We start from the raw sequence: 14,969 nt of genomic DNA on the forward strand, positions 1-14,969 counted from the left end.
TCCCAAAAACCAAATAAGGCGCGCAAAGGATAGAGAAGGCTAAGGCCACCCTCTTGCCTTTTAACGGTCTTTGAACTGATGGATTATTACGAGGGAAACGCCTAAGCGCGCAGATTCCAAGATTCGATGGTGCTGCGACCCTCTAAGAGCGTAATCCGACCAAAGGCGGCTGTCGCGAGTTTTCGCTGAATACCTTTGGGCAAAGGCTCACTGACGGCGTCAAAAAGAAACCGCGCCACACCATTGCTCGTCACAACAAGAACGGGATCACGCTCTGGCGATTGTGCGAGGCTGTCTAAAAAACCTACCCAACTTGCTATTATCGACTCTACATCTACCGACCAACCCGCAGGCACAAGAGCCGCATCATCCCATTGCTTGAGGGCTGCTTGGCCTAACCGCGCAATGACATCTGATTCAGGTTTGTTTTCATCCGGGCCGTAATCTATTTCTCTGAGAAAGTCGGTTATCTGTAGGCTTAGCTTATGGGGCTGAGAGGCTATGATTGTCTCTGCCGTTTGCAAGGTACGTAAAAGCGGACTGCTATAAACCGCGCCAAAGCTGATATTTTTAAAATGCGCGCCCAAGGCTTGAGCTTGGAGACGCCCAGATGTGGATAACGGTAAATCTGTGCGCGCGCCGACGCGGGTTACGACATCGCCTTTATCAAAGGTGTTCCCATGCCGAACGATATATACCTGTTTGGGCTGCATATTACTCATTATCCGAGGCCAATGCGTAAGCAGTCATGCACAGTTAATAGCCCTTGAATTGTGTCATCTGTATCCACGACAAAAAAGGCTGTAATACGATAGCTATTCATAAGCCCAAGCGCTTCGCTGGCCAGACTATCTGGTGAAATCGTATGCGGGTTGGGCGTTGCAACTTCGCCTGCTGTCTTGGTCATAAGCGCTGACATATTTCGGCGTAGGTCACCATCTGTGATAATGCCCAATAATTTACCCTCATCGGCCACAGCCGCGACGCCGAAACCTTTGGAAGTCATTTCCAAAAGCACCGCTTCCATTGGCGCGTCTGGTGAGAGCAGCGGCAAGAGGTCACCTTTATGCATAATTTGCGAAGCCGTTACTAAGGCAGCCCCTAATCGACCACCAGGGTGAAGCACGCGAAAATTATCAGCGTCAAAACCGCGAATTTTCATCAAGGTTATGGCCAAAGCATCCGTCAAAGCTAATGTGCAAGTCGTTGAGGTTGTCGGCGCCATGCCAATGGAACACGCCTCTGCTGCATCAGGTAGGCGTAAGACTATATCGGATTGCTGCCCCAAAGTGCTGTGATGATTTCGGGTAATCCCAATGACTTTAATGCCAAAGCGCTTTGCGTGAAGCATGATATCAGCTAGCTCTTTGGTTTCTCCAGAATTCGAGATAAGCACCACACAGTCAATCTTAGCAATCATGCCTAAATCGCCATGGCTGGCCTCGGAAGGGTGCACATAATAAGCGGGCGCCCCCGTCGAAGCGAGAGTCGCCGCGAATTTACGACCAATATGCCCAGATTTACCCATGCCCGAAACGATGATGCGGCCCTGAACATTTAACAAAAGCGAGACCGCTTGAGAGAAGGAATCCGAAAGGTCCTCTGACATTTGCCGAATGGCATCTGCCTCTAGGGTCAAAACATCACGGGCAATCTGTTTAATGTCAGGCTGGGACATAAATTCTGCTCTTCCTCTATTTGCCTTATTTCATATCGACATCTGTATCGATTAAGGCAAATCTTGGCATAGCAGTTAACCCATAGGGAACAAATTTATAAGCTCTTTCTCCAGTAAAGGCTTGGCGCGCTTTATTGAGTCCCGCTCGCAGAGACAAGGCGCATGACGCCTAAATCTTGCTCCAAAGCTGTGTTGTCAATCTGATGAACACTATCTGTTGTCCAAGCTAGATTGCCCAAGGCATCATGCAAAGTTACGCGAACGGCATAGCGGTGATTTGATTGGAGCGTCCCAGACGGCACAGCTAATTCAAAACCGAGCGGGACCTGCTCCGTTGTCAAGGTACGGCGCGTTTCCGCCATGACGGGCGCTTTTGCATCGGCGCGAGACACATCAGAAAGCGTGACGTGTATGACGTGACCGGGAGTGAGCGCAATACGCTCACGATAAGCGACTTCACCTGTTATGCGCATAGCCTCTGCTGGGGCTGTTATTTCTGCGCCATCAGTCCCTTCAGTATTGGCGGCATTGCAGGCAGATAAAACCCCTAACGCAGCCGCAGATAAAATTAACTTTGAAAAATTGGACATAAGAGACCCTTTTAAATGGGCGAACTAGGCTTTGATTGGCCTCACGCAGTGAAATTTCAATTCAATAAGTATTGCCTAGCAAATGAATAAAGCCTGACTTCGTTCCGACTCTCTCTGGAATTTCCTCTCCATCTCCATAAAAAAACGGGCCATTATGGCCCGTTTTAAATAGCTTAGACCTAGGCGACCGCCCATAATCATTCCTCTAGGAAGCCCTGTTCTTCTAAATAAGAGACAATCATCTCTGCCGCCTCTTCAGCGCTCATCTCAACCGTATTGACGGTAATCTCTGCGTTTCTCGGCGCCTGATATTCACTGTCTATACCTGTGAAGTTTTTAATCTCACCGGCACGTGCGCGTTTATAAAGCCCTTTAACATCACGCGCCTCTGCGACTGAAAGCGGTGTGTTTACGAAAATTTCGATAAACTCTTTCTCTTCAAACATTTCGCGAACAGTGCGCCGTTCGGCGCGATAAGGCGAGATAAAGGAAGCCATGGTTATCAGCCCTGCATCCACCATGAGTTTTGAGACCTCACCAATTCGGCGAATATTTTCAATACGGTCAGCTTTGGTAAAACCAAGATCGCGGTTCAGACCATGACGGACATTATCACCGTCCAATGTATAAGTATGATTCCCACGAGATTGCAGCCGCTTATCGACTAAATTAGCGATGGTAGATTTACCCGACCCCGACAACCCTGTGAACCAAAGCAAAGCGGGTTTTTGCATCTTTTGCGAGGCACGCGCGGCTTTGTCCGTGGCCATATCTTGCCACACAACATTTTGCGAGCGGCGCAAAGCAAATTGCAAAGTACCCACGCCCACCGTTGCATTGGTTTGACGATCAATCAAAATAAACGCGCCTGTTTGGCGATTATCTTTATAGGCATCAAAGGCAATAGGTTTAGACAGGCTGATATTGGCGACACCAATTTCATTAAGCTCTAAGGTTTTCGCCGCCACTTCAGAGAAATCATTGATGTCGACGCGGTGTTTCAATGTCGTAACCGAAGCATTGGCTGTGGTGTTAATTGTCTTTAAAATATATTGGCGACCCGGGAAAAGCTTACTTTCATCCATCCAAATGATTTGCGCTTGGAATTGATCGGCTTGCTCGGTGGGGGCATCCGTTTTGCAAATAATATCACCACGAGAAATATCAATTTCATCTTCAAGGGTAAGCGTTATCGCCATCGCCTCTCGGGCCGTTTTCTTATTGCCATCATAAGTCACGATATCTTTGATCCGTGAACGCTTACCCGAAGGGATAACGATAATCTCATCGCCCACATTAATTACGCCTGACGCGATTGTCCCTGAAAAGCCTCGAAAATCTAGATTTGGACGATTGACCCATTGAACAGGTAATCGAAACGGCGCTTCCAGCGTATCGCTCTCTACATCTACATTTTCTAGATATTCCAACAAAGTGGGGCCATGATACCAACAAGATTGCTTTGACTTCGTAATGACATTGTCACCATTTAAGGCTGACATTGGAATACAGGTTATTTCATCAAATCCTAGATTTGCGGCAAACCGTCTAAACTCAACATCAATGTCGTTAAACACGGTTTGATCAAACGCGTTTAAATCCATCTTATTAATAGCAACAACAACATGACGTATGCCCAAAGACGATGCGATATAGGCATGGCGACGCGTTTGTTCTTGCACGCCGTAACGCGCATCAATTAATAATATTGCCACATCAGCCGTAGAGGCGCCTGTCGCCATATTACGGGTGTATTGCACATGCCCCGGCGTATCCGCGACAATGAATTTGCGTTTATCAGTTGAGAAAAAACGATAGGCAACATCAATTGTGATACCTTGTTCACGTTCAGCAGCAAGGCCGTCTACTAGCAAGGCCAAATCCATTTTGTCGCCTTGGGTACCGGATTTTTTAGAATCCTTTTCGATGCTGGCAAGCTGGTCTTCGTAAATCAATTTTGAATCATAAAGCAGACGACCAATTAGCGTTGATTTGCCATCATCCACAGATCCGCAAGTGATGAAGCGGAGAAATGATTTATTCTCTTGGGCCTGAAGATAGGCTTCGATATCTGTCGAAATAAGGGAGTCTAGATGGGCCATTAGAAATACCCCTCTTCTTTTTTCTGTTCCATTGACGCGCCCACATCAGAGTCAATCACCCGCCCTTGGCGTTCTGATGTCGTGGTCAAAAGCATTTCTTGGATAACATCGGGCAGGCTTGTCGCCTCGCTCTCCACTGCGCCAGTTAATGGGTAGCAGCCAAGCGTTCTAAACCGCACAGATTTCATCTCGGGGGTTTCGCCCTCTTCTAATGGCATACGATCATCATCAACCATGATGAGAACGCCATCACGCTCTACAACAGGGCGTGGTTTAGAGAGATAGAGGTCCGGTATCGGTATATTTTCCCGATGAATATATTGCCAGATATCAAGCTCTGTCCAATTCGACAAAGGAAAGACGCGCATGCTTTCGCCTTTATGTACGCGCGTATTATACAAATTCCAAAGTTCAGGCCGTTGATTTTTTGCATCCCAGCGATGGTTCTTATTTCTGAATGAAAAAATTCGCTCTTTAGCGCGTGACTTTTCCTCGTCTCTTCGCGCGCCGCCAAAGGCCGCATCAAATTTATATTTATCAAGGGCCTGTTTCAGACCTTGGGTTTTCATTATATCCGTATGAACGGCTGAGCCATGGGTAAATGGCCCAACGCCGTCTCGAATACCGTCTGGATTAGAATGAACAATGAGTTCCATGCCGATTTCTTTGGCGCGGCGGTCACGGAATTCAATCATCTCTTTGAATTTCCATGTCGTATCAACATGCATCAAAGGGAAAGGCGGGACAGAGGGGAAAAAGGCCTTCTCAGCCAAATGCAACATGACTGAGCTGTCTTTTCCAACGGAATAGAGCATAACGGGGTTTTCACATTGCGACGCCACTTCGCGCATGATGTGAATACTCTCAGCCTCTAGCCGGTCCAGATGTGAGAGGCTTAATCCCGAACTTGAACGGGCTTCAAGCTCAAGCCGCCCTAAAATTAACAGAGATTGCTCTTGTGTTTTTGTCGTCAGCGAGCCGCCCTGTTGCAAGCGCTTGATGGTTTTACCATCATTGAAGATTTTTCGAGAGAGCGTCGAAAGTGACTGTCCTGTCGCCTCGGCCAATGCCTCAATACGTTGAATGATTTCAGAACTCATACGACCTCACACATCAAAGTGGGAAACTCCCCACGCGTTGTAAGATAGGCAGATAAGTCGTGTAAGTATAAAGGTCAATATGTTCGTGGGAAGAATCCCACGAATGATTAAATCGAGTGTTTAATCCATCTAGGTTTCATTCAAAACTCGTCAAAGACAGGCCAATCAATGGCGCTGTCTCTTATAAAGGGATATAAAAGCCCAGATACTTACTCAGTTGAAGGCTTAAACAAGCTCTCGAGTGTATGCTCAACTTTGGGCTTTTCTTCAGCGAGAGGCGCAGATTCAACAGGTGTCAGCGTTTCGCCTTCGTCTTCGGCGCGCGCGGCATCGTCTTTTGCTTTTTTCTCAGCAGCTTTCCGCACGAGAGCATCAAGATCTATCTGACTACAAAGGCCGAGCGATACAGGATCAGTTGGGTTAATCGTATTGATTTTCCAATGTGTCCGGTCTCGTATTGATTTAATGGTTGGTTTCGTCGTGCCGATGAGTTTCGAAATTTGCGCATCCGTGATCTCAGCGTGATTGCGAACAAGCCATGCAATAGCATCGGGGCGGTCCTGACGGCGTGATAACGGCGTGTAACGCGGCCCCTTCTTCTTATTTGTCGGTTGAAGCTCGTCTGAGTCGAACTTATTGGCCTTCATCGCATAATTTGGATCTTTTTCAGCCTTTTCAATTTCTTCACGGCTGACTTGGCCATTGGCAATTGGGTCGGCTCCGCGAATACCCGCAGCCACATCGCCATCAGCAATCCCTTCTACTTCCAAAATATGGAGCATACAGAATTCACTAATTTGTTTAAATGTCATCGCTGTATTGTCGATTAACCAAACGGCTGTCGCTTTCGGCATCAAAATTTGCGTCATATTAGGCCTCTTTCTCTTCAAGCCATTAAAAAAACCCCGCTCGGCGGGGTCATTTCGTTCGTTTTTGGTGATTTACCGCTTCCGAACACCTTTATACATACGCTATTACGGTTAAAATGCAAGCGAATTGGATTAAGGAGCTGAAATGGACGAAGAATCGCATTTGAGCCAAAGCGGGACAATTTCAGTAGGTGAAGACCTGTATGGCTTATCCCTGCACGAGCTAGAAGCCCGTATACAAACCTTTAAAGCTGAAATTTCTCGCCTAGAGCAAGAATTAGAGAAAAAACGCACAGAACGTACAGCGGCAGACAGTCTATTTGCGCCGAAAAATTAAACAAATTTGAAGGAAATATTATATTTCTTAAGGAGTCTCACGGAGTTTGGCTCAGACCTTGCAACCCGAAGCGTGTAGTGAACTAAACGCGCCGAAAATGAGACCCTATGAATGTTGGACACCCCCAAAACACCCCCCATACTCCAAATGCAGAACCATCCAAAACACAGATAGCTCAATCCCCCTCTATGAACTCTTCTATTCCAATCGCCCCAGATACTCTGACGCCACAAGCCGAAGCCCGCTTGCTGGAGTTCACTAAATCTGAGCTTTTCGCAAAAACATTTGGCGAAGGCATGAATATGGTAGAAGAGGCCGCGGCCTATTTAGATGGCCCAGGCCGCCAAGATGCCAAAACATTATCACGTAATGACGCCATGACCTATGCAAGCCAGTCCATGCGACTGACGACCCGTTTAATGCAAGTCGCAAGTTGGTTGTTGGTACAGCGCGCACTGAAAGAAAATGAAATGAGCCTGACCGAAGCGCGGGCCGAGAAGTATCGCCTTGCGAGCGAAACCAAGTCTGATGAAAATCTCAGCTTTTCTGAATTAGCCAAAACCGCTTACGCTTTGCCGTCACGTTTACTTGACCTTATGGCGCGTTCAGAAGCCATTTACGAACGTATCGCGCGTCTTGACCGTTCACTTTATGGCACTATCGCAGCGCAACAAGGCAATACGGTCGCCGATCAAATTGGCCGCCTCGAAGCGGCTTTCGGGCGCTCACACTAAAGCTTACATAAATAAGCGCCTATTACGGCGCTTTTCGTTCACTCACCTTACCCAATTAAAAAGGCCTCCAAGAGTATCTTGGAGGCCTTTTACATTTGAATGGGTTAGACGTTTTAGACGCCAAAACCTGCAAATTTGTCTTTGAAACGAGACACGCGTCCGCCGCGATCCATCAATTTCGCATCGCCGCCCGTCCAAGCTGGGTGCGTTTTGGAATCAATATCAAGAGACAATACGTCGCCTTCTTTGCCCCAAGTTGAGCGTGTTTCATATGTTGAACCGTCAACCATTTTGACAGTAATCATGTGATAATCTGGGTGAATATCTTTTTTCATTTTATGGCTCCTAAGCCTCTGGTCACGGGTTTACGTTAAATGGGCCCCCGCTCGGATGGCGCGATATAAGCCAGCCTGTCAAAATCGTCAAGCGTCGCTGGCATTCTCGCTTACGATTTCTCGCAAAGCTTTTAACTGCGTCAAAAGAGGACGGGCCTCTGAAATGGGCAGACAGCTAGGCGCGTCGCACAAGGCTGAGTTCGGATCTGTATGAAACTCCAAAAAGACACCATCCGCCCCAGCCGCTACGGCCGCCTTGGCGATTATCGCGACCCCGTCTCTGCGCCCTCCTGTAGAGGTGCCGCCAGAGCGCGGGTCAGCGCCGGGCAACTGCACGGCATGAGTGGCATCAATTGTGACAGGCACACCCAGTTTACGCATTTCAGAAATAGAAAGCGGGTCGACGACCAGGTTATTATACCCAAAACTTGTTCCGCGCTCGCACAGAATAATTTGATTAGCGCTATAGGTTTCACGAATCTTGGACAGAATATTTTTGCAATCCCAAGGCGCAAGGAATTGCGCCTTCTTTACATGGATAAGACTGCCCTTTGCTTTGGCGGCTTCAGCCATCGCCGTTACCAAATCTGTTTGGCGACATAAAAATGCCGGAAGCTGAATAATTTCTGCGACTTCGGCCACAGCCATAGCTTGGTCAGCCGTGTGGACATCGGTACAAATCGGAACGTTAAGCTCTGCCTTAATAGTTGAAAGCATCTCCAACCCCTTTTCCAGGCCGGGGCCACGAAAAGATGTGATTGAAGAGCGGTTCGCCTTATCAAAACTCGCTTTGAAAACATATGGCAGGTTTAAATCGGCACATACCGATTTAAGAACGCGCCCCATTGCGAGGGACTCTTCTAGGCTTTCGAGGACATTACAGCCCGCAATAACCGCCAATGGTGACCCCTGACCTATGGTCCAGCGTGTCGAGGCATGCGTTACCCGCGTCATGATGCTACCCTAACTTTGCTTTTAAGATCTCTATCAAGTCTGCATTTGAACAAACGATGTCGCCCGTTTCGATGACATTCCCCCCTGACAGGCTTTCTACGATACAGCCCGCTTCTTGTGCAATTAGCACGCCCGCAGCAATATCCCACGGCGCAAGTCCGCGTTCCCAGAAACCATCATAGCGGCCTGCCGCCGTCCAAGCGAGATCAAGTGAGGCAGCGCCCATACGGCGAACCCCCGCACTATGTCCCATAACTTGGTGAAGCTCTTTTAAGAATTTTGCATGACCGGGACGGCCTAGAAACGGGATGCCCGTTGAGAACAAGCTATCTTGGAACACATCACGCTGAGATGGACGAAGACGACGATCACCGCCGCCGCGCGTTCCATCATTCACAAAGGCGCCTTTGCCCTTTTCGGCAAAAAACATTTCATCCGTGATTGGGTTATAAACCAGACCCGCCACGATTTCTTTGGGATTGCCATCAATTTCACGCTCTAGCGCAATAGAAATCGCGAAATGGGGTATGCCGTGTAAATAGTTTGTTGTTCCGTCCAACGGGTCTACAATAAATCGATGGGTTTTATCAGAACCTTCAATTGAGCCCCCTTCTTCGAGAAGGAAACTATAACCCGGGCGATCACGCTGCAGATTTTCAACGATGACTTCTTCGGCTTTGCGGTCCGCACGAGAGACAAAATCCGCAGGCCCCTTGCGCGAGACCTGTAAATGTTCAACTTCGTTAAAATCACGCAGCAGGTTTCGCGACGCTTTGCGCGCCGCATTCTGCATGACCGTCATAATGGCAGAGAGATTGGCCATAATTAATCAGCCCGTTTGACGTAAGAACCGTCTTCTGTGTTGATAATAAGACGCTCCCCTACGCCCACGAAAGGCGGCACAGCTGTGCGTACACCATTGGAAAGCGTGGCAGGTTTGAAAGAGTTTGCAGCTGTTTGGCCTTTTACGACAGGCTCTGTATCAGCGACTTCTAGAACCACTTGGTCAGGCAGAGCGATACTAATCGGGCGCTCTTCGTAAAATTCAACTTCGACAGCCATGCCGTCAGTCAAATAAGCGGCAGCATCCCCAACGAATTCGGATTGCAGATTAATCTGCTCATAGTTTTCTGAATTCATAAAGACGAGCATATCGCCTTCTGGGTATAGATATGTATGTGTTTTTTGCTCTAGGCGCACGCGCTCTACCGTTTCGGCAGCGCGAAAGCGTTCATTAAGTTTGCGACCATCAAGAATGTTTTTCAGCTCGACCTGATTAAAGGCTCCGCCTTTTCCGGGTTTAACCGCATTACATTTTACGGCGACCCAGAGCGTATCTTGGTGTTTAATAATATTACCTTGGCGGATTTCATTGCCGTTCATTTTCATGAGACGCACTCTCTTTTTCTTCGCTAGACGATGTCAATAAGTTTAAACTTGAAGGCCCTCTATCAGGCAAAAGAAAAAGGGGCAAGCGATAGCCACTGCTTTCGCTTGCCCCATAAGGCCCGGTTACTGCATTCAGTCTGTTATTTCTTTTATTCTGAGACCTTATTCAGCAGACACCAATTTCGAGCGAGGCGACTTCACATTATCCTTTACGTTTCTTTCTATTAGTAAACGCCGCGGATCCAGCAGAACATGTGTAGGCTTCTCTGGCACCAAGAAACTCACTGTGCTTTCTTTTTCACTTACGCGAATTCGCTCCAGTGCCATCCAGTCATCGCCCAGCTTATCTTTGGGATCTTCGGTATAAAAACCAATCTCCAACCACTCATTCAAGACCTCTCCATCTATCTCTGTGACAGACGTTTCCTCGCCATCTTCTTCAGAGGCTATCTTCTTATCAACATATAGAGGCAGCGTAACTCTATAGCCTTCGCCTTCGGCTTGGACTTGTATATCTTCCTCTCTAAATTTCAGATCCCAAAACGTAATACGTTCAAAATAATCATCAATTAGCTGCTCATAATCTGGCCCGGCCGCCGCTTTCAGATATGCCACAACATCAAGCGAAGTGACATATGGCGCCCCAGTGCCGCCGTAATCCTCAACCAATTTACGCATGGCCCCTTGGAGCGTATCCTCGCCAATCATATAGCCAAGCCCCCAAAAGACCCAACTCGCTTTCGCATAGTGTAAATATTGTTGGCCTTCGCTTTTTGCCAAAGGCGGCTCATTATCGCGTTCGGCTGTACGGCCAATAAGATAACCCGCTACGCCTTCAATGGAACGCGTTTCAAGCATGCGCCGCATTTTTTGATAGCCAAATTTATTGCGGTAAGCGACGATGGAAGCATTCTCAGTAAGGCCCTCTGAAACAAAACTCGAACCCAAAGTATCTGCTGGTACGACCTGATGCGCGAACCATTGATGTCCGATTTCATGAAGCGTTACATAAGTCGCGAAATCGATGTCTTTATTATCATCAGGATCACCTGGGTCCATTGTGAAGCCAATGTTTTCAGAAAAAGGCACTGTCCCTGCAAAGGCCTGCGCAAAGCTCTGATAAGGGAATTCCATGACGCGCAATTGCGCATATTGGTATGGCCCATAAGTCACCGTATAGGTATCAAATGCGTCCTTCATGGCCTGTAGGATTAGATCAACATTATAATCATGACCCTCGTTGAAATAGATTTTCAACTCGACATCTTCTCCGTTTGGATTTTCCCATACATCTTCGGCCACTTGATAATCGGCAGATAAGAAAGAGAAGAAATTCAATATAGGGTTTATCGCCTCATAGCGCCTACACACTCTATCGCCTTCAATTGTCTCCCCCTCAAATTTCCCAGGAGCAATGGGAATTTGCCCCGCATCCGTGCAAACTTGTGCTTTAAAATCAACATAATCCGCCGCAGCGCCAAACAGGTTGCGTTGGCGCGCTGCCCCATCCGTACGTTTGGCCGCTTTCTTACGCTCTCCTAGTTCGTATTTTCGGCGTTTATCAGGATTAGTCAAAAAGCCTGCATCCGATAATCCGATTTGCGGCATGGTGCTGAAATTATTGACGAAGGTCCCGTTCTTTCGAATAATAGACCCGTCACCTAAGCGCGGCGCATGAAAGAAAGTTTCAAAATTCAGTGTGGCTGTATCGCCGGCCGCTAAGGGCGTATCAAAGATATAAACTCGCCTGTCATACTGGGCTAAATCCTGAGACAATTGCGAGTCTGTATCATAGCGTGCGCCAGATAATGTAAGCTCAAGAACATCTTCTTCGTGCCCTGTAGGAGGCGAGATAAAGAGGCGCGTAATGGGCTTTCCTGTTTTGTTTTCTAAGACGTATTGACCTTTTACAATCGCTTCTTGCTGACTGGGGTAAAACTGCACATCCGCTTCAACGGCTATGATTTTCGGCAAGGGCTCTTTGGCTTCGAGTAAAGGCTTTAGAAGTTTCTCATAAGCTACGGCACGCTTCTCTTGCGCTTTTTGATTTCGGAATTCACCGTTTTTATAGGCGCCGTAAATATGCACGCCAGAACCGATGAATACCGCTAAGGCCAGCCCTGCGACGACGCCCGTGATAGGCGTAACGCGTTTAAACAGTCCCTTTAATCGCAATAGCAAGCCAGCCTGCAATCCTCTGCGCCATATCCATATGGATATAACCGCCAAAAAGAGAATTAACCCCGCCCAATAAAGACCAAACCAAGTCGCCCGTAAAACGCTGGAGAAACCGGCCATTTCTGAATAATTACCGGGCCCAACAGCGCCATATGCCATCATAGGATGGAAAAATGGAAATTGCGGCAAGACAAATAGGACAAAGACAAGCGCACCTGCTGCGGCAAACATACCAAAAATGCGATTAGGCGCGAAATTTTGAACGAACATGGCAAACAGAGTTTGGAAGGTAAATAACAAGCCAAAACTGAATAAACCAATGCGGAAAAATGTAGAGCCCACCATCGGCACCTCACCTTTGGTCAAGCCAAGCTGAACAATCATACTGGCCACGGTTCCAGCGGCCATGACAGTAAACACCGCCGCCACGAGAGATAACCATTTTGCCGCCAATAACACCCAGTCACGAACAGGTGTCGCATCTAATATTTTATGCATGCCGGCGACGCGGTCGCGCCACATGATTTCCCCGCCGAAAAACACCATAACAATAATCATGGGCAGGAATAAGCTCCCTAAGGCTAAATCAACCATGCGCATTGACGTGAAGAGTTGTTTTTGGGGAGTGATATAAATACTCGCCGCCAATGCCACGCCAAAAATAACGATGGCAATCCCGATAAGAATAAGGAAAGCGGTGCTTTTTATTGTCGTCGCATATTCAAATTTGAAACGTTTCCAAAAGCTTGCGAGATCTGGCATCAGACCAAAACGTGGCTCAATAGGGAGAAGCTCAAGCTTACCCGTGGGGACATAATCGTCTTTATGTGATTTAGTTTTGCGCGATACAATGCCGCGTGATGAAAAGAAGTAAGACGCAATAAAGAGTCCAAGCCCTAAGCCGCCCCACGCCAATCTATTCCAACCGACATATCCTAAAACAGGCGTTAAGCGTGTATTTTGCTCCGCCGCTGGCCAGAACTGAACTTCATTGGCAAGAGCCGTCGTACCAAAGGGATCCAGTAAAGATGAAAGCCATTCTGGAGCATTTGATGTGACCAAACCTGCTGATAGGTAAAATGCTAAGAGCCCGACAACGGAAACATACACTAACATTTTGCTGCGCGTGAAGACGGCTATAGATGTGTAAAAGCCTGCAACGAATAATGAATTTACGAAAATAAAAATAAATGTGGGATGCAGGTAATAGAGGATTCGAAAAGGCCCAAAGGTTTCATCGTCAACCCAAGGGGCAAACCCTCCCATCATCATCCCGACGACCATGGCCATAAGGCACAATACCGTGGCGTTAAACACCCCCATCATTCGCGTCGATATCATCTCCCACGTTTTTATAGGCGTCGAATGGACGAGCTCTAGCATTTTATGATTATCGTCACGCATCACGCCCGCAACTGCGAATACGGCACCGAAAAACATGCTGAAAATACTGATGAAGGACACTGTCCCCGCAAGCGGAATAGCCCCATTATTTTTAATCTTTGCTCCGCCTTCGGTCGACAACACTAAAAAATCAAAAGAGGAAAATAAAAACCCCATAATGAGCATAGCGGCGAGGGCTATCCAAAAGCCCGCTTGCCGCATTTGCAATGACAGTTCAAATTTTAAAAGCTGGGTAAACATTAGACAGCTCTTAGAGCAGGAGTGTCAACAACATGGCCGTTCAAATACGCGAAGTAACCATCCTCCAGCGTTTCCTCACCTTTTTCCCATTCCGCCCCAGGAGAGCTTTCAGACAATATAGAAACGACAACACCGCCCATTAAATAACGGGAATTGAGGAATTTATGCGCGTCTTTGATCGCGTCTAATTCAGATTTTTCTATTGTCTTACGCCAGACCTTACCCCGAATTTTGTCGATCAGGCTTTCGGGGGCGCCGCGGGCGATAATCTGGCCCTTCCCCATAATTGCCATATCAGGGCAGAGATCGCGGACATCTTCGACAATATGTGTCGAGAGCAGGATAATTTTATTTTCGCCTGCTTCGGATAATAAATCGAGAAAGCGTTGACGCTCAAACGGGTCTAGCCCAGCGGTCGGTTCATCTACGATTAAAACCTTTGGATTTCCGAGCAAGGCTTGCGCCACACCGAAACGCTGACGCATGCCGCCAGAATAGGTCGCAACAGAAGCCGTGCGATGTGTAATCAAGTTCACATTTTCAAGCAGGGCCATAATTTGTTCTTCACGCGCTTTTTTATTCGTAATCCCTTTTAATATCGCAATGTGATCTAAGAGGGCCAAGGCACTCATGCGGGGGTAAACCCCAAAATCTTGCGGCAAATAGCCGAGCGTGGAGCGCATGACGTCAGGATTATCCACGATATTGACGCCATTATAAGTGATTGTCCCTTCATCAGGCTTTTGCAGTGTCGCCAGAGTCCGCATCAAGGTCGACTTGCCAGCGCCATTCGGCCCTAGCAGACCAAATAAGCCCGGCTTCAGGTCCAAACTGACATTGTTCAAGGCGTGAACATCACCGAAGCGTTTATTAATCGCACGAATTGAAAGCATAATCGGACCTGTAAGCGAAAATTATTGTATGAACTCTGAAAAGACTAAGTGATTTCATATCGAAAAACAACAATATATTCCGTTTAACGATAAATCTGAGTCTATACGCCCTATATTAGACACCCTAAGCTGTACCATCACAAAAACTTAAATCGCTTTTCCCGAA

At 47.5% G+C, this 14,969-nt stretch carries 14 protein-coding genes; 2 read left to right on the plus strand and 12 right to left on the minus strand.

Translation table 11 applies throughout. From position 1 onward, the window contains the following. Positions 1 to 101 precede the first annotated feature (101 nt). From DES40_RS09900 to DES40_RS09925, 6 genes are all read right to left on the minus strand, one after another. The gene (locus tag DES40_RS09900) at positions 102 to 722 is read right to left on the minus strand and encodes a histidine phosphatase family protein (protein WP_121101482.1); all 621 of its coding nucleotides are present in this window, start codon (positions 720 to 722) and stop codon (positions 102 to 104) included. Next, entirely contained in the window at positions 722 to 1,678 is a 957-nt protein-coding gene (locus DES40_RS09905) for a KpsF/GutQ family sugar-phosphate isomerase (RefSeq protein WP_121101485.1), read from the minus strand. Before DES40_RS09905 ends, DES40_RS09900 begins: the two co-directional genes overlap by 1 nt. A gap of 131 nt (positions 1,679 to 1,809) precedes the next feature. Next, on the minus strand, positions 1,810 to 2,268 hold the full coding sequence (locus DES40_RS09910) for a YbaY family lipoprotein (protein WP_121101489.1): 459 nt from the start codon (positions 2,266 to 2,268) through the stop codon (positions 1,810 to 1,812). A 197-nt stretch (positions 2,269 to 2,465) separates the two neighbouring features. Beyond that, positions 2,466 to 4,370, minus strand: a complete 1,905-nt coding sequence (gene cysN / locus DES40_RS09915) for a sulfate adenylyltransferase subunit CysN (protein ID WP_121101492.1) — start codon at positions 4,368 to 4,370, stop codon at positions 2,466 to 2,468. Beyond that, the gene (gene cysD / locus DES40_RS09920; protein ID WP_233345561.1) at positions 4,370 to 5,470 is read right to left on the minus strand and encodes a sulfate adenylyltransferase subunit CysD; all 1,101 of its coding nucleotides are present in this window, start codon (positions 5,468 to 5,470) and stop codon (positions 4,370 to 4,372) included. The genes cysN and cysD overlap by 1 nt, the downstream gene beginning before the upstream one ends. Positions 5,471 to 5,679: 209 nt before the next feature. Next, entirely contained in the window at positions 5,680 to 6,339 is a 660-nt protein-coding gene (locus tag DES40_RS09925; protein WP_121101495.1) for a DUF1013 domain-containing protein, read from the minus strand. Positions 6,340 to 6,484: 145 nt separating this feature from the next. On the opposite strand from DES40_RS09925, the gene DES40_RS09930 reads away from it, so the two are divergent. Both DES40_RS09930 and rcdA read left to right on the plus strand, forming a co-directional pair. Further along, positions 6,485 to 6,676 (plus strand): DUF1192 domain-containing protein, encoded by a 192-nt coding sequence (locus DES40_RS09930; RefSeq protein WP_121101498.1) that lies wholly within the window; start codon positions 6,485 to 6,487, stop codon positions 6,674 to 6,676. 107 nt (positions 6,677 to 6,783) lie between these two features. After that, positions 6,784 to 7,410 carry a protease adaptor protein RcdA gene (gene rcdA, locus DES40_RS09935; RefSeq protein WP_233345562.1) on the plus strand — a complete coding sequence of 209 codons (627 nt, stop codon included), beginning with the start codon at positions 6,784 to 6,786 and terminating at the stop codon, positions 7,408 to 7,410. A gap of 113 nt (positions 7,411 to 7,523) precedes the next feature. Here rcdA and rpmE read toward each other — a convergent pair whose 3' ends face one another. The 6 genes from rpmE to DES40_RS09965 form a co-directional block, all read right to left on the minus strand. Next, on the minus strand, positions 7,524 to 7,745 hold the full coding sequence (rpmE, locus tag DES40_RS09940) for a 50S ribosomal protein L31 (RefSeq protein ID WP_121101501.1): 222 nt from the start codon (positions 7,743 to 7,745) through the stop codon (positions 7,524 to 7,526). An 87-nt stretch (positions 7,746 to 7,832) separates the two neighbouring features. After that, a complete protein-coding gene (gene kdsA, locus DES40_RS09945; protein WP_121101503.1) occupies positions 7,833 to 8,699 on the minus strand; it encodes a 3-deoxy-8-phosphooctulonate synthase in 867 nt (288 codons plus the stop codon). A 4-nt stretch (positions 8,700 to 8,703) separates the two neighbouring features. After that, complete coding sequence (locus DES40_RS09950) at positions 8,704 to 9,522, minus strand: inositol monophosphatase family protein (protein ID WP_121101505.1); 819 nt, start codon at positions 9,520 to 9,522, stop codon at positions 8,704 to 8,706. Between the two features lie 2 nt (positions 9,523 to 9,524). Beyond that, complete coding sequence (gene efp, locus DES40_RS09955; RefSeq protein WP_121101508.1) at positions 9,525 to 10,088, minus strand: elongation factor P; 564 nt, start codon at positions 10,086 to 10,088, stop codon at positions 9,525 to 9,527. Between the two features lie 162 nt (positions 10,089 to 10,250). Beyond that, the gene (locus tag DES40_RS09960; RefSeq protein ID WP_121101511.1) at positions 10,251 to 13,910 is read right to left on the minus strand and encodes a hypothetical protein; all 3,660 of its coding nucleotides are present in this window, start codon (positions 13,908 to 13,910) and stop codon (positions 10,251 to 10,253) included. After that, positions 13,910 to 14,803 carry an ABC transporter ATP-binding protein gene (locus DES40_RS09965; RefSeq protein ID WP_121101514.1) on the minus strand — a complete coding sequence of 298 codons (894 nt, stop codon included), beginning with the start codon at positions 14,801 to 14,803 and terminating at the stop codon, positions 13,910 to 13,912. Before DES40_RS09965 ends, DES40_RS09960 begins: the two co-directional genes overlap by 1 nt. Positions 14,804 to 14,969: the final 166 nt, after the last annotated feature.

Source organism: Litorimonas taeanensis (assembly GCF_003634015.1).
GTDB classification, from domain to species: Bacteria; Pseudomonadota; Alphaproteobacteria; order Caulobacterales; family Maricaulaceae; genus Litorimonas; species Litorimonas taeanensis.

Coding starts and splice junctions, on each gene's coding strand:
- DES40_RS09900 (WP_121101482.1), bottom strand. CDS start 722: ATGAGTAATATGCAGCCCAAACAGGTATATATCGTTCGGCATGGGAAC.
- DES40_RS09905 (WP_121101485.1), bottom strand. CDS start 1,678: ATGTCCCAGCCTGACATTAAACAGATTGCCCGTGATGTTTTGACCCTA.
- DES40_RS09910 (WP_121101489.1), bottom strand. CDS start 2,268: ATGTCCAATTTTTCAAAGTTAATTTTATCTGCGGCTGCGTTAGGGGTT.
- cysN (WP_121101492.1), bottom strand. CDS start 4,370: ATGGCCCATCTAGACTCCCTTATTTCGACAGATATCGAAGCCTATCTT.
- cysD (WP_233345561.1), bottom strand. CDS start 5,470: ATGAGTTCTGAAATCATTCAACGTATTGAGGCATTGGCCGAGGCGACA.
- DES40_RS09925 (WP_121101495.1), bottom strand. CDS start 6,339: ATGACGCAAATTTTGATGCCGAAAGCGACAGCCGTTTGGTTAATCGAC.
- DES40_RS09930 (WP_121101498.1), top strand. CDS start 6,485: ATGGACGAAGAATCGCATTTGAGCCAAAGCGGGACAATTTCAGTAGGT.
- rcdA (WP_233345562.1), top strand. CDS start 6,784: ATGAATGTTGGACACCCCCAAAACACCCCCCATACTCCAAATGCAGAA.
- rpmE (WP_121101501.1), bottom strand. CDS start 7,745: ATGAAAAAAGATATTCACCCAGATTATCACATGATTACTGTCAAAATG.
- kdsA (WP_121101503.1), bottom strand. CDS start 8,699: ATGACGCGGGTAACGCATGCCTCGACACGCTGGACCATAGGTCAGGGG.
- DES40_RS09950 (WP_121101505.1), bottom strand. CDS start 9,522: ATGGCCAATCTCTCTGCCATTATGACGGTCATGCAGAATGCGGCGCGC.
- efp (WP_121101508.1), bottom strand. CDS start 10,088: ATGAAAATGAACGGCAATGAAATCCGCCAAGGTAATATTATTAAACAC.
- DES40_RS09960 (WP_121101511.1), bottom strand. CDS start 13,910: ATGTTTACCCAGCTTTTAAAATTTGAACTGTCATTGCAAATGCGGCAA.
- DES40_RS09965 (WP_121101514.1), bottom strand. CDS start 14,803: ATGCTTTCAATTCGTGCGATTAATAAACGCTTCGGTGATGTTCACGCC.